Source organism: Acetobacter sp. P1H12_c (assembly GCF_018811975.1).
GTDB classification, from domain to species: Bacteria; Pseudomonadota; Alphaproteobacteria; order Acetobacterales; family Acetobacteraceae; genus Acetobacter; species Acetobacter persici.
In genome coordinates this window covers 1-20,739 of sequence record NZ_JACRVR010000021.1, presented here as the reverse complement: position 1 = coordinate 20,739, position 20,739 = coordinate 1, and the positions used below count along the sequence as shown (strand labels likewise).

Annotated in this window: 16 protein-coding genes and 1 pseudogene; 11 read left to right on the top strand and 6 right to left on the bottom strand. The window is 55.8% G+C overall.

The genetic code is table 11. The features are described from left to right. Positions 1-211 precede the first annotated feature (211 nt). The 4 genes from KP699_RS10870 to KP699_RS10855 all read left to right on the top strand — a co-directional run bounded on the left by KP699_RS10870 (position 212) and on the right by KP699_RS10855 (position 5,032). The gene (locus KP699_RS10870) at positions 212-1,258 is read left to right on the top strand and encodes a LacI family DNA-binding transcriptional regulator (protein WP_212363289.1); all 1,047 of its coding nucleotides are present in this window, start codon (positions 212-214) and stop codon (positions 1,256-1,258) included. A gap of 91 nt (positions 1,259-1,349) precedes the next feature. Then, positions 1,350-2,210 carry a shikimate dehydrogenase gene (gene aroE / locus KP699_RS10865; RefSeq protein ID WP_215762626.1) on the top strand — a complete coding sequence of 287 codons (861 nt, stop codon included), beginning with the start codon at positions 1,350-1,352 and terminating at the stop codon, positions 2,208-2,210. Between the two features lie 43 nt (positions 2,211-2,253). After that, on the top strand, positions 2,254-3,723 hold the full coding sequence (locus KP699_RS10860; RefSeq protein ID WP_212363285.1) for a sugar porter family MFS transporter: 1,470 nt from the start codon (positions 2,254-2,256) through the stop codon (positions 3,721-3,723). Positions 3,724-4,135: 412 nt separating this feature from the next. After that, positions 4,136-5,032, top strand: a complete 897-nt coding sequence (locus KP699_RS10855) for a DDE-type integrase/transposase/recombinase (RefSeq protein WP_252346981.1) — start codon at positions 4,136-4,138, stop codon at positions 5,030-5,032. 303 nt (positions 5,033-5,335) lie between these two features. Here the strand turns inward: KP699_RS10855 and KP699_RS10850 are convergent, their stop codons facing one another. Beyond that, positions 5,336-6,229 carry a LysR family transcriptional regulator gene (locus tag KP699_RS10850; protein WP_215762625.1) on the bottom strand — a complete coding sequence of 298 codons (894 nt, stop codon included), beginning with the start codon at positions 6,227-6,229 and terminating at the stop codon, positions 5,336-5,338. A 116-nt stretch (positions 6,230-6,345) separates the two neighbouring features. Between KP699_RS10850 and KP699_RS10845 the strand changes: the two genes are divergently transcribed. Both KP699_RS10845 and KP699_RS10840 read left to right on the top strand, forming a co-directional pair. Further along, positions 6,346-6,675, top strand: a complete 330-nt coding sequence (locus tag KP699_RS10845; protein WP_215762624.1) for a YciI family protein — start codon at positions 6,346-6,348, stop codon at positions 6,673-6,675. Between the two features lie 54 nt (positions 6,676-6,729). Beyond that, a complete protein-coding gene (locus KP699_RS10840; protein ID WP_215762647.1) occupies positions 6,730-7,617 on the top strand; it encodes an MBL fold metallo-hydrolase in 888 nt (295 codons plus the stop codon). Positions 7,618-7,793: 176 nt separating this feature from the next. Here the strand turns inward: KP699_RS10840 and KP699_RS10835 are convergent, their stop codons facing one another. Then, positions 7,794-8,645, bottom strand: a complete 852-nt coding sequence (locus tag KP699_RS10835) for an SDR family oxidoreductase (protein WP_215762623.1) — start codon at positions 8,643-8,645, stop codon at positions 7,794-7,796. 121 nt (positions 8,646-8,766) lie between these two features. On the opposite strand from KP699_RS10835, the gene KP699_RS10830 reads away from it, so the two are divergent. The 3 genes from KP699_RS10830 (at position 8,767) to KP699_RS10820 (ending at position 11,126) form a co-directional block, all read left to right on the top strand. Beyond that, the gene (locus KP699_RS10830) at positions 8,767-9,711 is read left to right on the top strand and encodes a LysR family transcriptional regulator (protein WP_252346976.1); all 945 of its coding nucleotides are present in this window, start codon (positions 8,767-8,769) and stop codon (positions 9,709-9,711) included. Positions 9,712-9,855: 144 nt separating this feature from the next. Continuing rightward, entirely contained in the window at positions 9,856-10,638 is a 783-nt protein-coding gene (locus KP699_RS10825) for an SDR family oxidoreductase (RefSeq protein ID WP_215762622.1), read from the top strand. Positions 10,639-10,730: 92 nt separating this feature from the next. Then, positions 10,731-11,126 carry a hypothetical protein gene (locus KP699_RS10820; RefSeq protein ID WP_252346975.1) on the top strand — a complete coding sequence of 132 codons (396 nt, stop codon included), beginning with the start codon at positions 10,731-10,733 and terminating at the stop codon, positions 11,124-11,126. Between the two features lie 21 nt (positions 11,127-11,147). Here the strand turns inward: KP699_RS10820 and KP699_RS16765 are convergent. From KP699_RS16765 to KP699_RS10805, 4 genes and pseudogenes are all read right to left on the bottom strand, one after another. Further along, positions 11,148-11,260 (bottom strand): annotated as a pseudogene (locus tag KP699_RS16765) (IS5/IS1182 family transposase); the annotation flags it as partial. Between the two features lie 901 nt (positions 11,261-12,161). Continuing rightward, complete coding sequence (locus tag KP699_RS10815) at positions 12,162-15,335, bottom strand: error-prone DNA polymerase (RefSeq protein ID WP_215762621.1); 3,174 nt, start codon at positions 15,333-15,335, stop codon at positions 12,162-12,164. Then, positions 15,332-16,885, bottom strand: coding sequence for a DNA polymerase Y family protein (locus KP699_RS10810; RefSeq protein ID WP_252346974.1), 1,554 nt, complete (start codon positions 16,883-16,885; stop codon positions 15,332-15,334). The genes KP699_RS10815 and KP699_RS10810 overlap by 4 nt, the downstream gene beginning before the upstream one ends. Further along, the gene (locus KP699_RS10805) at positions 16,770-17,564 is read right to left on the bottom strand and encodes an ImuA family protein (RefSeq protein WP_215762619.1); all 795 of its coding nucleotides are present in this window, start codon (positions 17,562-17,564) and stop codon (positions 16,770-16,772) included. Before KP699_RS10805 ends, KP699_RS10810 begins: the two co-directional genes overlap by 116 nt. Before the next feature lie 156 nt (positions 17,565-17,720). Between KP699_RS10805 and KP699_RS10800 the strand changes: the two genes are divergently transcribed. Next, positions 17,721-19,823, top strand: coding sequence for an ATP-dependent helicase (locus KP699_RS10800; RefSeq protein WP_215762618.1), 2,103 nt, complete (start codon positions 17,721-17,723; stop codon positions 19,821-19,823). A gap of 12 nt (positions 19,824-19,835) precedes the next feature. After that, the gene (locus KP699_RS10795) at positions 19,836-20,483 is read left to right on the top strand and encodes an SOS response-associated peptidase (RefSeq protein ID WP_215762617.1); all 648 of its coding nucleotides are present in this window, start codon (positions 19,836-19,838) and stop codon (positions 20,481-20,483) included. Positions 20,484-20,739 lie beyond the last annotated feature (256 nt).

The following is a 20,739-nucleotide window of genomic DNA, read 5'->3' as shown; positions in this document are numbered from 1 at the left end:
AAATCAGTTCCAGAAACCGTCAATCAAATCGCCAAAAGTTCAAAATCACCAACAAGGCAAATCAATTAACGGCTCTTCGATCACTCCAAATTATGTTATAACAAGACAAGAAAATCGTTTCTCGCGAACCTAAACTGAAACACGTAAAGTACAGCTTGGCAGCTGTTACTTACCCATAGTAGATAACTGTGACCGCCTTCGATCAGTCGTTATGGCAACTTCACATGAACCAAGGAAGACTAGAATCATTCGCTCCGTTACGTCGATAGATGTTGCAAAGTTGGCCGGTGTGTCCCAGTCGGCTGTCTCCCGTGCTTTTTCTTCAAATGCTAGTATTTCCAGCAAGACGAGAGAAAAAGTGCTGGCTGCTGCTGCCACGCTCGGATATCGCCCTAACCGGATACCAAGTATCATGCTTTCCGGACGATCTCATATGATTGGTGTTGTTATCGGCGGGCTAGATAATCCGTTTTATGCTTCCGCACTTGAACGGCTGGCGACTGCCCTGCGCCAGGCAGGACTGCAGGTGCTGCTGGTTCAGGTTGACGACGCGCTGACTTTGGATACAGCGCTTGATCAATTAGCCAGCTACAGAATTGATGCAGTGGTAACCTCATTGGCCGTGGGTTCGCAATCTGTCGTTCAGGCACTCTCCGAACTTCATACTCCCGTGATCTGTTTTAACTCATCTTTTGTGGGGCCGTGTATATCCACAGTCGTATCCAACAACTACGGGGCAGGTCAGATCGCTGCACAAATTTTTATCAAACATGGCGCAACACATCCTGTATGGCTGGCAGGCCCCGCAAAAAATGCTGCCTCCCGCGCACGAGGAGAAGGATTTTGCGATACCCTGAGAGATAAATCTGACTGTTTTGGAAAACTGGTCCGGCTTCGCGGCGATGATACCTATCAGAGCGGCTATAATGCTATTCGCCGCCTCTTGCAGCGAGGCTTACGTCCCGATGGTATTTTTTCCAGTAACGATATGATGGCCTGCGGTGTGCTGGATGCCCTCCGTGAGTGCGCAGATCTGCGTTGCCCTGATGATGTGATCGTTTTGGGGTACGACAACATCCCCCAGGCAGCATGGCATGGCTATGATCTGACCTCTTTTGACCAACGGACGGATCAGATGGTGATGGTCGCTATGGATATGCTGAATGAGGCGCTTCAGACGGTCGATCATCCGTATTCCCAAACGCGCACCATTAACGCGCAGTTGATCGAACGCGGCAGCACGCGCACAGGCAAATAAGGGATTAGGGGTTGCGCTCCCAGGCAAAAATGGTCTTCATTGCATAGCTATGCATACAAGCTCTATAGCCACTAAAAAGGAATGCAACACGATGCACCGCACTTTCCGTAGCATTCTCACCGGTTCTTTCTCGACGCCATGCGCAGACAACCCTACCGTCGCGATGATCGAAGCCGGGTTTCAGCACGCAGGACTGGACGCGCGTTATATCAACTGTGACGTGAAACCTGCGCACCTCGGCGAGGCAGTACGCGGCGCTCTGGCCATGGAATGGGCTGGCTTTAATTGCTCCTTGCCGCACAAAGTTGCTGTTATCGAGTATCTTGATGACATGGCCGAAGCTGCCCGGATTATCGGTGCCGTCAACTGCGTCAGCATTCGTAATGGCAAACTGATAGGCGACAACACCGATGGTAAGGGCTTTCTTGCCTCGCTCAGGACCGTCATCGATCCTGCAGACAAGAAGGTTTTTCTTCTTGGTGCCGGAGGAGCCGCGCGGGCAATTGCCGTTGAGCTTGGTCTGGCAGGCGCAGCCCATATAACCGTGGTCAATATGAAAAAGGCGCACGCGGACATCATTGCTGATCTCGTGCGTGATAACACCAAATGCAATGCGACTGCACACCTATGGGAAGGCGAAGCGCGCATACCGGCTGATACGGACATCGTGATCAATGCGACCTCGGTTGGCTTTGGTAACGCAGACACCATGGCGGCAGTAGATGTCGAGACTTTTAAAAAAGGCCAGGTAGTCGCGGATGTTATCCCCAACCCGCCGATGACGCGCTTCCTACGTGAAGCAAAAAAACGGGGCTGCACGCCGCTTGATGGACTTGGAATGCTCGTCAATCAGGGCGTGATCGGGGTGGAACTCTGGCTGGGCAAGACGCTTGATGCGACCGTTATGCAGCGTACGTTGAGCGACATATTCAACACATCTGACGCGGAATGATGTCCGGGCACTGCACCTGATCAAAGAAAATGGAGGCGCCGTTATGACCGCCGCGCCGGGCACCCACAACACATCCACGTCCTTAATGCACAAGCGTGCCATATCTGCCTTTCATGCTCAGGCCCATGACGAGGATCAACGAGAATCTGCGCGTCGGTATGTCTCCATCGCTGCTGCTGTCGCTGCGGTTGGTGGGCTTCTTTTTGGCTATGATACCGGCATCATAGCGTCCGCATTGATTTTTGTGACGCAGACGTTCTCTCTTTCCACAATGGGGCAGGAATGGGTTGCTGCTTCATTAAACATCGGTGCAATTTTCGGCGCAGTGTTCAGCAGTCCGATTTCTGACCGCTGGGGCAGGCGTCCTGCCATTATGGCTGCAGCGGTGGTCTTCATCGCTGCATCAATCGGATGTGGACTGGCCCCCAATGTGGTCGTGCTGATCTGCGCCCGGCTTGGTCTAGGCATTGCTATTGGGGCTACTACGCAGATCGTGCCAGTCTATGTGGCGGAATTGGCCCCTGCATCGCGTCGGGGCGGGCTGGTATCGCTGTTCCAGCTTGTATTCTCCTTAGGACTGCTTCTGGCGTTCTTTGTCGGTTACGAACTTGCAGGCAGTGCTGAATCATGGCGGGCCATGTTCATGCTTGGAGCCCTGCCGGCATTGCTCCTTGCCTTTGGCATGCTTTTCTTACCCGAAAGTCCGCGCTGGTTGTTGCATAACGCGCAGGAGCAACATGCCGTCTCCGTTCTTTATCGGCTCCGTGGCCATAAGGACGTGGTACGCAATGAGCTTGATGAAGCACTTGTTGTCAGAACAGCAGAGCACAACGAAGGCGATTGGAAAATCCTGAAGCAGAAATGGGTAAGGCCAGCACTTATTGCCGCTTTAGGAATAGCCGCCTTTTCCCAACTGTCAGGCCCTAACGTGATTGTCTATTATGCTCCTATCATTCTGTCGCAGGCAGGCTTGGGACATTCCGCAGCATTACTGACGTCTGTTTCTGTTGGCGTGGCCTCCACTATCACAACCGCCCTGGGGATAGTCCTTATTGATAGAGTGGGAAGACGCCGCATGATGCTAGTCATGCTTCCGCTGGCTGCACTCTCGCTCTTTGTGTTCGGTGCCATTTTCGTTAGTTCCGCACCACTCTCCGGTGCACGTCTGGCTCTGATGGTAATTTCTTTGTTGGGATATATTTTCTTTAATTTTGGCTCTCTGTCCGTTGCGGTGTGGCTTGTTGCGTCTGAAGTGTTCCCTCTCATTATACGCAGCAAAGCAATGGGGTTAGCAAGTGCCACAGTCTGGTTCTCCGATACCGTCGTATCCCTAATTACACTTTCTCTGGTTAAAGCATTAGGTACGACAGGAACCTTCTGGCTATTCGGGGGTGTTAACGTCGTGGCATTCCTGTTCATCTGGAAATATGTTCCTGAAACAGCTGGCACGACATTGGAATATATTGAAGAGTCTTTAAGGCATGGAAATTTCTATAAAATACACAAAAAATAGATGTTTCTCTTTGCTTTTTATAGCCAAGGTATTTCGTAAAATCTCCTTTTCTTCCCGCAGAAGATATTCATACTACCCTTGAGTACAATCCTGCAAAAGAGTCACTGGATCTATCTACCTGGAGAGATCGAAGAACCCTTAGCTGTCAGGTTGTCAGACGTCATTGGGATGATGTCGCGTGGGCAATACCGTGTTACGCTCCATGGTTTTCTTCCGTCTGCAGAGAGAGCGAATGATGCTTCAGATCCATCCACAGGCACGCACGACACCAGCCGTCCGGGCTGACATAGCGCGTTCGTCAGAACCGACATCAGTACTCGCCAGACGCTACGGGATCAGTGATGAAACTGTCCGCAAGTGGCGCAGGCGTGGTTCAGACGCCTGCTAGGACCGCGGCAGCTGTCCCTGGAAACTGGCTTGGAAAGCCTCGGAGGAAGAGCGCGCCATTGTCTGTCAGCTTAGGCGTTCGACCGTTTTTGGTCTGGATGATCTGACCTTTGTCGTGCGGCATTTCCTGCCGCATCTCAACCGGGACACTATTTGGGGTATTCTGAAAGATGCTGGACTTAACAGGTTACCTCCTGCGCAAAAAGCCGGAACTGTGCGTGGACAGGGAAAGTTCCGGGATTACGATCCAGGTGATGTCCATATCGATGTGAAACATCTGCCTAAATTGCAGACAGCAGATGGAGAACGGCGGAAACGTTTTCTCTATGTTGCCATTGATAGATGCTCACGCTCGGTCCATCTGGCCGTCTATGACGCGGAGAATGCCTATAACTCCGTCGATTTCTTCAAAGCTGTCAAAACCGCCTTTCCTTTCCGGATCACCCATATTCTGACCGATCGTGGCTCCTGCTTTACGGCGGATGCCTTCGAAAAAGCCTGTCATGACATGGGAATCGGCCGACGTCGGACCAAAGCTTACTCTCGTCAGACCAATGGAATGGTCGAACGCTTCAATTGCCGTGTCGCGGCAGAGGTGTTGCCGGTCTGTGTCTCAAGCCATAAGGATCTGGAAATTCTGCTCAGAGGCTTCTGTTTAGCTTGCAATCATCGCCCGCAGCGTGTTCTGGGCGGCATAACTCCCGCCCAATGCATCATGTCGTGGCTTGAAAAGCATCCCGCGTCTCGCAATCCTGATTACGTCAAACCAGCCAATCGTGACATCATGAAGCCGGTCGACGAAATCCTCGATTATCCCAATGACGTCTCACAACCTGACGACGGCAGAGACAGCCATAGGTGGCTCGGTCCGTCGGATAAACGAGCACGGGTGGAAAGTCGGCCATATCGAGCCGGCAGCTAACGACCCGTCGCAGCCCGACCTGCTTTGCCGCAACATGGGCCTGAACCATGCCAGCCAGAGAGTTACAATCACAGATGCCGTGTGAATGCAAACGCCATCAATTCACCGAATATCCGCTTTGGGGTGTATCGAATGGGAGGCTGTATATCCGAGATGTAGGCGAACCCGCCTTTCTGCTTGACTCTCGCTGAGCAGGCCAACCGCTTCCGCCCTCATATCGGTCGTAAGAGAATTGTTCGGCCATCTGGAAAGCGGACAATCGCCAATAGTTCTCGTTATCTGCTGAGAACGCCGTAAAGAGGCTTAAGGCTGGAAAGCCTGTTGAAGTTCGGTCACAAAGACCCGCAGTTTTGGTGTCATGACCGGACCTGCGTTATAGAGCAGGTGCATGGGCCTGTCCGGAACTGCCCACCTCGGCATAAGCCGGACAAGCCGTTTGCTTTTAATATCTGGAAGCAGAGCCTGCTCATATCCCAGCAGAATGCCATCGCCACCAAGAGCTGCAGAATGCAGAACACTTGAATCATTACTGATTATCTTCCCGGACACGGTGACAGGTCGCGTAACGCTCCCCTGAGAAAGGTGCCACGTGGTTACAGGGCCGCCGGAGTTTTCATATAGGAGACACTCGTGGCGCATCAGATCTTCGGGCTGCCCTGGAAAACCGTGTTTTTCCAGATAGGTTTGAGCCGCGCAGATGACCCGACGATAGGCCGTCAAAGGACGACTGACTGCTGTAAGGTCCGTCTCCAGTTCACCAATTCGGATCACAGCCTCATGACCATCCATTGTGGGGTGAACCAGTTGGTCTGTCAGGGATAAATGCACTTGAATTTCTGGGTATCTTTTTTGAAAACTGTGAATAAATGATAGAAATACCGTTCGCCCGAAGGTGACTGGGACGCTGACAGATAATGTGCCGCGCGGTGTGCCAAGCGTATTGGCTGCCAGACTGTCAGCTCGTTCAGCAGCCTGCAGAACAAGCCGACATTGCTCGCAATAGAGCCGTCCTGTTTCAGTCAGACTTTGCCGACGTGTCGTTCGATGCAACAGGCGAGCACCAAGGTGATGCTCCAGAGCCTCTATATGCTTGGCGACCATCTGCGGCGACAAAGTCAGATGCTGGGAGGCCGCAGCAAAGGACCCCAATTCCACGACCTTGATAAAAATCTTCATGCTGGTTAACCGGTCAAGCATTCATCCTCCTCAGTTGTGACTGATGTCTCGTATCGACAATTTATCCAGCGAAAAAAGAGGAATATGCTGAAGGCTTCTAGTGATTGGCAAGTCCAGTTCTGGTGGAGACTTTCGAAATGCCTGTTTATCTTGTGCGCATGGACCACCCTGACGGCGAGGGATGGGGACAGCATGTCGCAGCACACGTGTTGTATCTCAGGCGCCTTATTCAGGAAGGCAGCCTGCTGGCGTCCGGTCCGTTGAAAGGGACCCCATTGCGCTCCGGCTTTCTGATTATGAAAGGCGCCAATCGGCAAGAGATCGACGCGATGATTGCCGCTGATCCCTTTGCATCAGAAGGTTTGATTTGCGATCTGCGCATTGAAGAATGGGATCCTCTTTTCGGTTGCCTTTCAGATCATGCGACAGGGGCTCTCCCGCAACAATTGAAGTCTATTTTCCCTTGATGGCGACAGTTCTGTATTTTTTGAGAAATAAAAACGAGAGGGAGCATTATGCTTCTGAACGATCTTCAGTGGTATACTGTGGGGGATGCCCGTATTCTAAAAATACAGGATCTGATGCTGGCTGCACTCTCTCCAGAACAGTTGCTTCCAGATTGGGACGAAGCAACGGCTCTTCAGATTTATCCCCGACTGCCTGAAACGCTGGATAGTTCAGAAACGAAAGTCCTTTTGAGCGTTCATAGCTGGCTTATTGAGGATCGCGGTCGAAAAATTCTCATTGATACGGGAGCTGGAAATAACAAAGCCCGTCCTGCTGCCCTGTATTTCGATCACTTGCAGACCGTGTGGCTTGAAAATCTGATGCGCGCTGGTGTCTGTCCAGAAGACATCGATTTTGTTCTTCTTACCCATCTGCATGTCGATCATGTGGGTTGGAATACACGCCTGCAAAATGGGATCTGGGTACCGACCTTCCCGAATGCCCGATATGTCTTTTCCAGAGCCGAATATGATTTTTTCAGCAATCCGGCCCATGATAGCGTCCGTAATAAAACCAGTTTCATGACACGCGCAGATAGCGTTGATCCTATTGTCGGGGCGGGTCTTGCAGATCAGATTGACGTGGACGGATCGGATGTTCTCGAAGGAATTTCCTTTCATCCAACACCGGGGCATACACCACATCACGCATCTGTTGTGCTGAGGTCAGGCGTCGAGCACGCCATCTTCACGGGCGATGTTATGCATCATCCTATTCAGGTGTGTGTTCCGGAGTGGAGTGCTGTCTTTGATGCAGACCCTCAGACAGCCATCATATCACGCAAATGGGCTTTGAATTACATTGTCGAACACGATGCGACAGTATTCACATCACATTTCCCAATGACATCTGCTGGCAGAGTCATGACAGGTGACCAAAATATGAGTTGGTCCCTCCTTTAGAACCACCACTATATCGGCGTTTTACGTCATACATTTTTCTTGCCCCGAAATGTCTCGTCACTCAGCGATATATGATGCGACTGCCAGATCCTGCCTTCATTGTTGAGATGATCGTCAGGAAAGCCAAGCAGACGGCGACCAGAGTTCGCGATGCCTGGAACTGATCATCCGAAAGCTCACGCTTCCCTCATCCATTGCGTAAATTTTTGCGTCCAAGCCGGGTTCCAGCGTGAGAGTGCGGGACGGTTGTGAATCATGTCGTCGGCCGACCACTGGATGCGGCGCATATCCATTTCGGATGTGACTTCGTTGTCCGGACACAAGATGTAGAAGTCCTCACTGAATAGCCGCTGCAGAAAATAATCTACCACCTGTTCCGTTGTCCATGCTGCCTCCGGTTTACGGTCATGAGGCCCGTCCTTGCCGTGGAAATTCATGGGGGTCCATGTATAACCTGGCACCAGAAGATGGGCCGACACTGTTCCTCCTGTGGAGACCAGAAGTTCATGGGCCAACTGCTCGGTGAGCACCTTCACTGCCGCCTTGGCGACAGAATAGGAGGCGTGACCAGGCGGTGTAGTGATCCCTTCCTTGGAGCCAAGATTCACCACGGCCGATGGACGATTTGCGGCGATCATATGCGGCATGAATAAATGTTGTGCACTGAGGACGGCGCGAAAATTGACGTTGAGAGTCCGGTCCCATTCATCGGGTGAATCCCAAGGACCGGCTTTGCTCAGCACACCAACATTATTAACCAGTAATCCGACATCCCCAAAGCGGGTCAGCGTTTGATCACGCAGGCGCAGAAGCACTGTGTCATCGGTCACGTCACCCATGACAGTCAGTACTTCAACGGGAAGCGTGGACGCCAGCGCCTCCAGCGCGTCACCGTCCTGATCAAGAAGTGCCAAGCGCATCCCCAGGGCCGCAAATTCCCGGGCAAGAGCAGCACCAATGCCTTTTGCTGCACCGGTGATGACTGCAACACGATCCTTTGCGACAATTTTCCGCATTCTTTCTGACATTCACGTTGCTCCTTCTGTCTGGGTGGCCAGGAAAGACGATAGATCCAAGGATCCTAGCGCAACCTCATAAGGCCTGTAATTGAGTCAAATGGCACATGGTGTATGTTTATACTCAACGGATATGAACGAACGAGCGAAACGCATCATGCATCTTTCACGTGGAGATCTGGGAGATCTCAACCTGTTCTGCGCCATCGCCAAAACAGGCGGCTTTCGCAAAACTGCAGCAGAACTGGATTTTTCTCCATCGGCCTTGAGCCACGCTATCCGCGGACTGGAAAAGCGTCTGGGTGTCCGTCTCTTCAACCGGACCAATCGCAGCGTCACGCTAACACCAGCTGGACGGGAATTGCTCTCGCATGTCACGTCCGGGCTCTCTGAAATCACCAATGGGCTCGAAGCCCTCAATCGTTTTCGGGACCGACCCGCTGGACAGTTACGTCTGAACGTACCAACTGACGCCGCTCGGCTCGTTCTGGCCCCGGTCATGGCGCGTTATGCCGCCCTTTATCCCGACGTCCGTCTGGAAGTCGCGGTGGAGGATGCCGTGGTGGACATCATCGAACAGGGCTTTGACGCAGGTGTTCGCTATGGTGGCACAATACCAGAAGACATGATCGCGGTCCCGCTCTGTCCCGATCTGCGATGGGTGACAGTTGCATCGCCTGCCTATCTTGCATCAGCTCCCCCTCTTCGATGCCCGGCCGACCTACATCAGCATCGCTGTATAGGGATCCGGATGGGAAGCGGAAAAATCTACCACTGGGAGCTGGAGCGCGGCGAAGAGAAAGTCTTTTTGGACACGGACTGGTCAGTGATCGTCAACGAAACCGTTCTATCTATCGAGATCGCCGAACGCGATGGGGGGATCAGTTACAACCTTGAACGCCGGGCGGCAGTGCAGATCGCAAACGGGTCACTCGTCAAGGTCCTGCCCGAATGGGCCTCCATGGGCCCGCCACTCTTTATTTATTATCCCAGCCGGCGACAGCTTCCTGAAGCATTACGGGCTCTTATTCGCCTGATACAGGGGCAAAAACCTGATCAGAACGTAACAGGTGAATAAAAATGATCACTTCGTTGATTTCAGCTCTCCGCCTACGGCATAGATTTTCACTCATTTCGCGCTTAACTCCACAAACAAGTGGCAACAGGCATGACCAGCAGTGTGTCGTCCCGTTTTATGAAACTTGGGGAAGAGTGAGGACAGATGAGCAAACTTGCCATGATCAGCGGATCGTCTTCGGGTATTGGTTTCGAGATTGCACGTATCCTCGGCGGCATGGGTTATGACCTCGCCATTTCAGGGGCCAGTGATAAAATCCACGACGCCAAAACAGAACTCGAAAAGATCGGTGTAGCAGTCTATGCATTTCAGGCGGATGCAGCGACCTATGACGGCGTCGAAGGGTTCTGGCAGTTTACGAAAGATCTTGGACGAAACGTCGATATTGCCGTTCTCAATGTTGGCATCGGTCTGGGCGGGGCCTTTGTTGATAACAAGCTCGAAGATGATTTCCGGGTTATTTCCATCAATATCTCCGGGACGGTGCATCTGGCTAAGCGCGCAGTGCAGCACATGGTGCCCAACAAGGCCGGCCGGATCATGATTGTGTCCTCCCTCTCGGCAACCACACCGACACCTTACGAAACTGTCTATGGTCCTTCTAAAGCGTTCGGTTTTATGTTTTCAGAATCCCTGCGAGAAGAACTTCGCGATACGGGCGTCAGTGTCACAGCCCTGCTCCCGGGTGCCACAAACACGCGTTTTCACAAGAATGCCGGCATGGCCACCAGCAAGATCGATCATGGGCCCAAAAATGACTTGCATGTCGTGGCGCAGCAGGGTGTCGACGCTCTCATGCAAAGCGAAGATATGGTCGTTGGCGGCGATGCCGCAACAAAGCAGCAGGCTATCGACAACCGCACCACACCTGAAACGGTCAAAGCGGCTCGGCATGCCATTCTTTGCAAACTGAACGGCGTCGCGTGATCAGATAAATTACGGCTGAGATTGCGCCGGATGGTATCGGGCAGACACCCATCGTCTGTCCGATACCAGATGAGCAAGCCAGGGATAAGCTCATGTCATCAGAACGAACGTTTCCGGCACCTGAAATCAGCCGTTACCGTGTCGGAGAGTTCGCCGTAACGGTTCTGAGTGACGGCTCTCTGGACGCCTCGCTCGATCTTCTTGATGGGATTGATCAAGATGAGGCGTTGTCGCTTCTGGGCGCGGCAGACACTTCACCTTCATCGCACATGAACATCAATGCATTTGTTATTGAGGCCGGTGCGCGGACCATTCTTATCGGTGGTGGTGCCGGAAACCTCAACGGATGGGGCGGCCGACTGATATTCCCTGAAAGACAATGTTCGGTTCCGGGAGCATCCGACATCAATGATTTCTATAATCCGCAGAGGCTGCACTCCGCACTTCAATGGAAAAGCCCTCTGGATTATGATCGCAACGCTGCTTAACAGATAACCTATGGTCCGGAACTAAACCGGGGCACGTCCAATCCTCATGGTGGCCCGGGTGATACCGACAGTTCGGGTGAACAATCCCGTCTGCGATTTCTGATCGGCAAGACATGCTCTACGCGGGATCGAATCTCCTAAAAGGCTGTTAAAGTTGTTCAGGTGACTGACCATTTTCATACGCTTTCAGGCTCGACAATATTCCATGATCAGAACAAAACTATCCACAGGGCAAATCGCCTCAAAAACCAGTCATTTTTCACTGCAGTTCATTCCGGATAAGAAACGCTAAGTCATTGTTTTTATTCAATGCCGCAAAATGCGTTTTGGGATTTAATCCCAAAAGTGCCCTTTTTTACAACAGTGTTCAGTTTTTGTGGTACAAAACACACGGTGCAACCTGCGGTACTAATCACACACAAACCCAAACATCCTAAAATGCGCCAGACCAGCCCCTAGAGCAGCTTCTGTGACACCATCGCCCACTACACAGGGCCACAACGAGACAAAAATATCGATCCGCACACCTTTCACCGGAAACTCACACAGGTCGCTACAGCCTCAAGAAAATGGCCTCTCCGTTCACATAGGCCCATACACCTCCCTAGATTCACCTTCTTGCCGACAGAATTTCCCCAAGAGACGCCTGCCACCACCCTTTCCTCTTCCATACGCCCCATTTTCGCGGTTTGGAGGGCACGCTACCTCAATTTCATATGCACCCTTCGGATGCATATGAAATCGCTACGCTTTTTCTCTTTTCTTCTTTCCTCTATCGCCAAATAAATTCGGCTCCCTTTTCGATGCGACACCGTAACACGTCACACCCCCCTCCGACCACGCGGGGGCAAAAAAAGGCACTTGCCCTGTATTTCATGTACCAAATCCGGAAAAAAAAGTGACGGTTTTTTACCCCCCCCCCTTTTTTTGCGTCCAAACAGCAGCGGTCGAAATTCGCCCAGAAACTGACTTATCCACAGGCGAAAATGTAGGAATTTTGGATGCTAGTCAGGCTTGGCTCGAACAGCTTGTGGCTCAGTGAAAATTGCGCGATATGACGACGAGGCGTTCACCGTCTGAATCTGTTCTGGCTGTAGTGTCTGCGGAGGATCGGTTCCCGACGTCCGCCAGCAATATTGACAGATCGCTGATCTCCTTCGCCAAGAGATGCACGACGTCACCTTCTTTCTGGAGCATGCCTTTCACGGCCAGCATTTGGCCACCCAGCACCACACGCCGGTTGACGTCGAACAGATCCGGCCAGATGATGACGTTCATGTTGGCCGTCTCATCCTCCAGCGTTAGGAATACTACGCCTTCCGCCGATCCTGGTCGCTGCCGGACCAGCACCAGTCCCGCTACGGTGAGACGCTTCCCGTCCTTCGCCGCCAGCGCCTGCTGACACGTTATGATGTCCCGTTCTCGCAGATCCCTGCGAAGAAATGCGAGAGGATGGTCCCGTAGGCTCAGGCCAAGCTGGTTGTAATCTCGCACCACCTCCGCCCCATCCCGCATGGGCTGGAGCAACACATCGGGCTCATCTGCTTCTCGCGTTACTTCCGCAGCCGCAAACAGGGGCAATGGTTCATCGCGCAGAGCTTTGATCGACCACAGCGCCTCGCGCCGTGCCTGCCCGAGCGAGGGCCGGAAGGCATCTGCCTCGGCCAGATGGGTGAGGGCTGCTGCTTTGACACCCGCCCGACGCCATAGGTCATCGACCGAGGTAAACGGGCGTGAGGCCCGAGCGGCAACAATCCGGGCAGCATCGTCATTGGGAAGTCCCTTCACCAGACTCATGCCCAGCCGCACGGCGAACATCCCGTCAGGTCTTTCCGGTCCTTCCAATGTGCTGTCCCAGCGTGAGGTATTGACGCAAACGGGCCGGATTTCCACACCATGCTCCCGCGCATCGCGGACCAGTTGCGCTGGCGCGTAAAATCCCATTGGTTGGGAGTTCAGGAGCGAGGCCAGAAACACATCCGGATGCGTGCATTTCATCCAGGATGACGAATAGGCCAGAATAGCGAAACTGGCGGCATGGCTCTCTGGAAATCCGTAGGAGCCAAAACCTTCGAGCTGCTGATAGATCCGTTCTGCAAAATCCTCACCATAGCCGTTGGCGCGCATGCCCTCGATGAGCCGTCTCTGGAACTGCGAGACGGTACCCGTATTCTTGAACGTTGCCATGGCTCGACGCAGCTGATCGGCCTCGGCGGCGGTAAACCCCGCACAGATCATGGCGACCTGCATCGCCTGTTCCTGAAACAGCGGGATGCCTAGCGTTTTGCTCAGAACCGCTTCCAGTTCGGGTGTCGGATAGTCTTCGGGCTCAAGGCCCTCCCGGCGACGTAGATAAGGGTGCACCATGTCGCCCTGTATAGGGCCGGGCCGTACGATCGCCACTTCAATGACGAGGTCATAAAACACACGCGGTTTGAGCCGTGGCAACATGGACATCTGTGCCCGGCTTTCGATCTGGAACACACCAATGGTGTCAGCCTTGCGGATCATGGCGTAGGTGCGTGGATCCTCGGCCGGGATGGTCTGGAGCGTGAAGTGCTGGCCCTTGTGGTCCGCCAGAAGATCCAGCCCCTTTTTCATGCAGGTCAGCATGCCAAGCGCCAGGATATCCACCTTCATGAATTTCAGAACGTCGATATCGTCCTTGTCCCACTCGATAATCTGGCGGGCCTCCATGGAGGCCGGTTCAATAGGGACAAGCTCATCCAGCCGGTCATGCGTCAGCACAAAACCACCGGGATGCTGTGACAGATGACGGGGCACGCCGATCAGGCAACGCGCCAGATCCAGCGTCAGGCGGATGCGCCGGTCGGACAGATCAATGCCGCTGTCAGTCAGGGCGTCATCGTCCAGCTTGCGCCCCCAGCCGTGAATCTGGCCCGAGAGTGTGCGGATCAGGTCTTCCGGCAAGCCCATGACCTTGCCAACATTCCGCAAGGCCCCCTTGGCGCGATAGCGGATCACCACGGCTGTCAGGGCTGCACGGTCACGCCCGTAATGCTCATAGACCCACTGGATGACCTGCTCACGGCGTGCGTGCTCGAAATCTACATCGATGTCCGGCGGCTCGCCCCGCTCTTCGGAGACGAAACGTTCGAACAGCAGGGAGTTGCGGGCGGGGTCGATGGCGGTGATGCCCAGCACATAACAGACTGCAGAATTGGCAGCCGACCCACGACCCTGGCAGAGAATGTCCTGAGAACGGGCATAGCGGACGATACTGTTTACGGTCAGAAAATAGGGCGCATAATTCATGCGCCCGATTAGGGCGAGTTCATGGTGCAGGCTTTTGCGAACCTCGTCCGGAATCCCCTCGGGATAGGTGCGTGCGGCCGCTTCCAATGTCAGGGTTTCCAGCGCCTGCTGGGGCGTCTGGGCAGGCACGGACACTTCATCCAGATACTGATAGGCCAGATCATCGAGCGAGAAACGGCATCGCTCCACGATATCCATGGTGCGGGCAACCGCTTCGGGGTAACGGCTGAACAGCCGGGCCATCTCCTGCGGTGGCTTGAGATAACGGTCGGCATGGCGTTCGCGGACGAACCCGGCCTCGTCGATGGTCGTGTTGTGCCGGATGCAGGTGACGACATCCTGCAGGATGCGCCGGTCATGGGTATGGAACAGCACGTCATTGGTCACGACTGTTGGCACACGCGCCTGATGCGCCAGGTTCGCCAGTTCATACAACCGCATCTGGTCATTGGGGCGACGCAGGAGGGTAAGGGCCAGGTAGGCGCGATCGGCAAAGACGTCCTTCAGCTTGCGCAGATGCAGCGCGCAGGCATCGTCTGCCGTGTCGGGGAGCATGACAACGATCTGGCCTTCACCCCACGCGACCAGATCCTCCCAGAGAAGACGGCATTTCCCTTTGCCGGCACGCGCCTTGCCGAGGGTCAGCAGACGGCAGAGGCGGCCATAGGCGGCCCGGTCCATCGGGTAGACCAGCACGGGCGGGAAATCGGCCAGATTGAGACGGCATCCCACAACAAGCCGGAGCCCGACCTCTTTTGCCGCGACATGGGCCTGCACCATCCCGGACAGAGAATTGCGGTCGCAGATGCCCAGCGCTTCAATGCCAAGAGCCTTTGCCTGAGCAAACAGTTCGATCGGAGAAGACGCCCCGCGCAGGAACGAGAAATAGGTCGTCACCTGCAATTCGGCATAACGTGGTGCCGAGGGGCTCATCCGAAAATCCCGTGCAGAAACCAGCCCTGCGAGCCGGTCTCGCTATGCTCACCGTCACCAGCACGGTAAAGCCAGAAGCGCTCGCCGCTGGTGTCTTCCACCCGGAAGTAATCGCGGGCGATGGTCAGCTCGGCGTCATTCTTCCACCACTCGCCAAACACCCGCTCCGGCCCATCGGCACATTTTACTTTCCGTCGCACACCACGCCAGATGAAGAACAGCGGCGGCTGGTCCGGCAGTTCCGCCATGGCCTGCACCGGCTCAGGTCGCGCCAGCAGCCGGGTAGGGCGTGGCCAGTGCTCCGGCCAGTCCTTTGTCTCTTTGGGGGCCAGCGCGGGCACGCGGCAGAAGGAGCGTTCGGGGAGATCGCTTTCCACGGGGGCAAAGCGATACAGCGCCTGCATGCCGACACGGTTGGCCAGTGTGTCGATCAGGTCGAACACATCGGCTTCTTTCTCGGCGATCAGGGAAGACACGGTTTGTCGCCGATCCATGGGTTCCGCCAGAGAGGCGATCAGCACCATGCGCTCGATGCCGAAGCCCGGATTGATCGTTTCGATCTTTTCGCACAATAGTCGCGTCAGGCGCTTCACATCGCGTACCGGCATGGCGGTCGCGACCCGGATCGCCTCGGTTCGGCTGTCCACCCGATGCAGCAGCAGATCAAGACGGCGCACGCCCTGTCCGCGTTCGTCCAGTCCCTGGCAGAGCAGCGGCACCAGCTTGCCGATGTATTTGGCGATAGTTTCGGCGGCCCCGATCGGCTCGGCGAAATTCCGGTTGACCTCGACCGGGTTAACCGGGCGGACTGGCACGATGGCTTCACCCATACGCCCGAACGCCTGATCCAGCCGGCGGGCGACGTCGGGGCCAAACCGCAAGGCCAGCGGTGCGCGGGGCATGGCGGCCAGTGGTCCGATGCGGGATACGCCCAGCGTGGCCAGACCCTCAATAATAGGGGAGGGCAGGCGGAGAGCTTCAACGGGCAGATCAGCGAGAGCAGAGGTCGTTTTATCTGAAGGGATAGCCGCAATCGCTAACTGGCCATAGCGGGCCATGGCGTGCGCGGCGCCCCAGGTGTTCGCCACCACGGCCTTTGCCCGAAACCCGGCTCCCGCCATGCGGTGGACCATATCCTTGAGCATGGGAAGTTCGCCACCATGCAGGTGATCGGCCCCGGTCGTGTCCAGAACCAGCCCGTCCGGCGCATCGACGGCCACGATGGGCGCGATCCTGTGCTGGAACCACAGGGCAAGTTTTTCCAGCCCCAGCCGGTCGCCTTCGGGATCGGCATCCATCAGCACCAGATCGGGATAGAGCGCCTGAGCCTTGGCCACCGGTATGCCGGGGCGCAGCCCCAGCTTCCGGGCGGCGAGATCGACCGACAGGACAACTCGTCGCCGTCCTTCCCGTCCGACAAGGGCCAACGGCGTTTCAGGCGCGGGCGCGTCTGGTCCAAGTCGTTTCCTGATCCGGTCGGTCGGCCAGAGTGGCAGGTAAAGCGAGACGATCCGCGACCGGGATACAGGGAGAGAGCCTTCCTTTGGCATCACAGGCCTCCACTTCAAAATCGGCACATTCGCCCGCCCGGGCACGGATGAGTTCCAGCAACCAGCGCGGTCTTCCAACGCCGGGCACCGGTAAAGGCACGGATGGCAGGACTGAGACCCGCCATCGGGTCACACTGGCAGTCGGCTGGCCGAAATCCGCCGCATCCGTCTGTCGTCGCCACCGGCGTATCGCGATGCCAAGCGAACCAGACGTTTCAGCCGCCAGTTGCAGGCGACGTGAGGCCGTCATGGACAGACGCGCCACCTCGGCGACCACGGCCCCAAGGCCGCCATGCCGCAGCCCTTCCTCGAAGCAGGCCAGCACATCGACGTCTGAACTGGCCTCGACAAAAATGGTCCGCCGAGCAGAAAGCCCCACCTGTTTCAGGGAGGGAGCGAACACGTCCTGGCGGGTGACAATCCAGAGCACCGTGCCGCGCGTGCGGGCTGCAATCCCGGCGCAGAACTGACCGGCGGCAGCACTGTGCAGGGCGTCGTTGCCTCCGCCCGCCACCTCATGCAATGCCCCCAGCGCCAGACCGCCACCGGGCAGACGGGCGTCGATTTCGCGCACACCAAAGGGCAGCACCGTGCGGCGTCGATCGCTATGACCTTCAAGCCGACTGATCGTGGCCCGTAGCGTCTCCAGACCGGGTTTTTTATGGGTTTCAGTAGTCATGTCACGGCTCGGCGTCCCTTGTGCAGGAGTATTTCATGATTATGTGTTCCTGATTTGTTCCAATCATGCTACGCAAGTCAATGCAAATTCGCTCTGTATCCGGCATGGTGGTGTCCAATGTTGGTTCAGTATTGTTGATGAAAGTGCGCTAAGGAATTGAATCCAGAACCTTCTCCCGTTTCGGGCAGCGACGATTATCTGTCCCGTCTGAATGACGCGCAGCGGCAGGCCGTCACGCACGGGACCGGAGTCTCGGCAGGCGGGGTAGATTCACCCCCACTGCTGGTCATCGCTGGCGCTGGTTCGGGCAAGACTAACACGCTTGCGCATCGGGTGGCGCATCTGATTGCGTCGGGGGCTGATCCGCGTCGTATCCTGCTGCTGACCTTCTCGCGCCGGGCCAGTGTGGAGATGACGCGGCGGGTGGAACGCATCTGCAAAACGGTGCTGGGCGACAAGACCGGTCCACTGGCCGACGCGCTGGCCTGGTCCGGGACGTTTCATTCCATCGGTGCGCGGCTGCTGCGGGAGTATGCCCAGCAGATCGGCATGGATCCGGCCTTCTCGATCCATGACCGGGAAGATTCTGCTGACCTGATGAATCTGATTCGCCATGATCTCGGGTTTTCGAAAACCGAGAAGCGGTTTTCTGGTAAGGGCACGTGCCTTGCCATCTATTCCCGTGTGGTGAATTCCGGCGCACCGCTCTCCGATGTGTTGCTGAAGCACTATCCGTGGTGCGCGGGCTGGGAAGCCCAGTTGAAACAGCTTTTTGCAGGCTACGTCACGGCCAAGCAGGAACAGGGCGTGCTGGATTACGACGATCTGCTGCTATGCTGGGCGCAAATGGTCAGCGACCCGGTTCTGGCCACTGACATTGGCGGCAAATGGGATCATGTACTGGTTGATGAGTATCAGGATACCAACCGGCTGCAGGCGGACATCCTGCTGGGCATGAAGCCGGACGGGCACGGGCTGACGGTGGTGGGTGATGACGCGCAGAGCATCTATGCCTTCCGGGCTGCGACCGTGCGCAACATTCTTGATTTTCCGGCGTCCTTCGATCCCCCGGCCCGTGTGGTGACGCTGGAGAGGAACTATCGTTCCACGAAACCCATTCTGGATGCGGCCAATACCGTGATCGGCGAGGCGGCAGAGCGGTTCACCAAGGATATGTGGACCGAACGGGCGTCGGAGGAAAAGCCGCGACTGGTCACCATCTGGGACGACACGGCGCAGGCCAACTACATCGCCGATCGGGTCCTGGAAGAGCGGGAGGCCGGGACACCCATGAAGCAGCAGGCCGTGCTGTTCCGGGCTTCGCACCATAGCGGCACGCTGGAGGTGGAACTGACCCGGCGCAATATTCCGTTTGTGAAATTCGGTGGCCTGAAGTTTCTCGATAGTGCGCATGTGAAAGATGTTCTGGCGCTATTGCGTTTTGCTCAGAACCCACGCGACCGCATCGCCGGCTTCCGTGTGTTGCAGCTTCTGCCAGGCGTGGGTCCAGCCTCGGCCCGGCGTGTGCTGGATACGATGGGGGAGAATGCTCATCCGTTCGAGGCGTTGAAGGATGTGAAAGCGCCGCAGCGCAGTGGCGAGGCCTGGACGGGGTTTGTGAATATGCTGACCGCTCTCGGCAGCCATCAGGTCGGCTGGCCGGGCGAGATCGCCGCTGTGCGCTACTGGTATGAACCGCATCTGGAACGGCTTCATGAGGATGCCTCCACCCGGTTGGCCGATCTGGTGCAGCTGGAACAGATCGCCGGCGGCTATCCGTCACGCGAGAAATTCCTGACCGAACTGACGCTCGACCCACCGGATGCCACGTCCGATCAGGCTGGCGTGCCGTTGCTGGATGAGGATTATCTGATCCTCTCCACCATTCATTCCGCCAAGGGGCAGGAGTGGAAAAATGTCTTCGTGATGAACGCCGTCGACGGATGCATTCCATCCGATCTGGCTACCGGTGAGAAGGATGACATCGAAGAGGAACGTCGCCTGCTCTATGTCGCCATGACACGGGCGAAAGACAGTCTCGATATCATGGTGCCGCAGCGCTTCTATGTGCATGGCCAGCACAGCCGGGGCGACCGGCATGTCTATGCCTCACGGACGCGTTTCATTGATCGGGACATGCTGCCTTTGTTCCAGTCAGTGGCCTGGCCGGTCGTGAAACCGGAGGAACAGGCCCGGCAGGAGGCGGTGAAATCCGTAAGGATCGATATGGCAGCCAGATTACGCGGCATGTGGTCATAAGGGAGCAGGCGGATGTGCAATCTCTATTCCATGACCTCCAATCCGCAGGCGATCCGGGAGATTGCCAAAGTCCTTGAGGACCGCACGGGCAATCTTCAGCCGCTGCCGGAGATCTACCCGAATACGATGGCGCCGATCGTGCGGAACGTGGAAGGCGGTCGTGAACTGCTCATGGCCCGCTGGGGTATGCCGACACCGCCCGGTTACCTCAAAGGCCATAAGGTGGATCGCGGTGTGACCAATATCCGCAATCCGGGATCTGCGTGGTGGAAGCGCTGGGAAGGTGTGGCGCATCGCTGTCTGGTGCCGCTGACGGCGTTCTCGGAACCCGAGCGTTTGCCTGACGGGAAATCACGGCCTGTGTGGTTTGCCCGCAGGGACGGAGAGCCACTGGCTTTCTTTGCCGGGATCTGGTGCCGGTGGACATCGGTGCGGAAACTGGCGGACGGGGAGACGACGGATGACCTGTTCGGGTTTTTGACTACTGAAGCGAACAGGGAAGTGGGCGCCATCCATCCGAAAGCCATGCCGGTGATTCTGACGCAGCCAGATGATCTGGATGTATGGATGAATGCGACTGTCAGCGAGGCTCTGCGGCTTCAGACGCCTTTGTCTGATGGCATGCTTGCTTGTGTCGATCCTCCGCGGCCTTTGGAATGACAGTTATGGGGGGGAAGCAGACGGGTGGCTTTCGGGTAAAATTTCTTCGGAATCGGACGTCTCCGCCAATCTCGGGGGAGTTCAGACCCTATTCAGCTGTCTTCGTTCCTACCCGGGATTTGTCAGATAGAGGGGTCACTCGCTACGCGCAGGTTGCGGATTTTCCTTGCAGCCCCCAGTGACAAACTTCCCCTCGTTGTTGAATAAGAAAGAGTATTTGTTTGAGCTAAGTAATTCTAGGGCTTCTTCGCGGGTG

Bases quoted from the DNA above. Each gene is read 5' to 3' on its own strand.
- KP699_RS10870 (WP_212363289.1), top strand. From the start codon at position 212: ATGGCAACTTCACATGAACCAAGGAAGACTAGAATCATTCGCTCCGTT.
- aroE (WP_215762626.1), top strand. From the start codon at position 1,350: ATGCACCGCACTTTCCGTAGCATTCTCACCGGTTCTTTCTCGACGCCA.
- KP699_RS10860 (WP_212363285.1), top strand. From the start codon at position 2,254: ATGACCGCCGCGCCGGGCACCCACAACACATCCACGTCCTTAATGCAC.
- KP699_RS10850 (WP_215762625.1), bottom strand. From the start codon at position 6,229: ATGCTTGACCGGTTAACCAGCATGAAGATTTTTATCAAGGTCGTGGAA.
- KP699_RS10845 (WP_215762624.1), top strand. From the start codon at position 6,346: ATGCCTGTTTATCTTGTGCGCATGGACCACCCTGACGGCGAGGGATGG.
- KP699_RS10835 (WP_215762623.1), bottom strand. From the start codon at position 8,645: ATGTCAGAAAGAATGCGGAAAATTGTCGCAAAGGATCGTGTTGCAGTC.
- KP699_RS10830 (WP_252346976.1), top strand. From the start codon at position 8,767: ATGAACGAACGAGCGAAACGCATCATGCATCTTTCACGTGGAGATCTG.
- KP699_RS10825 (WP_215762622.1), top strand. From the start codon at position 9,856: ATGAGCAAACTTGCCATGATCAGCGGATCGTCTTCGGGTATTGGTTTC.
- KP699_RS10820 (WP_252346975.1), top strand. From the start codon at position 10,731: ATGTCATCAGAACGAACGTTTCCGGCACCTGAAATCAGCCGTTACCGT.
- KP699_RS10815 (WP_215762621.1), bottom strand. From the start codon at position 15,335: ATGAGCCCCTCGGCACCACGTTATGCCGAATTGCAGGTGACGACCTAT.
- KP699_RS10810 (WP_252346974.1), bottom strand. From the start codon at position 16,885: ATGCCAAAGGAAGGCTCTCTCCCTGTATCCCGGTCGCGGATCGTCTCG.
- KP699_RS10805 (WP_215762619.1), bottom strand. From the start codon at position 17,564: ATGACTACTGAAACCCATAAAAAACCCGGTCTGGAGACGCTACGGGCC.
- KP699_RS10795 (WP_215762617.1), top strand. From the start codon at position 19,836: ATGTGCAATCTCTATTCCATGACCTCCAATCCGCAGGCGATCCGGGAG.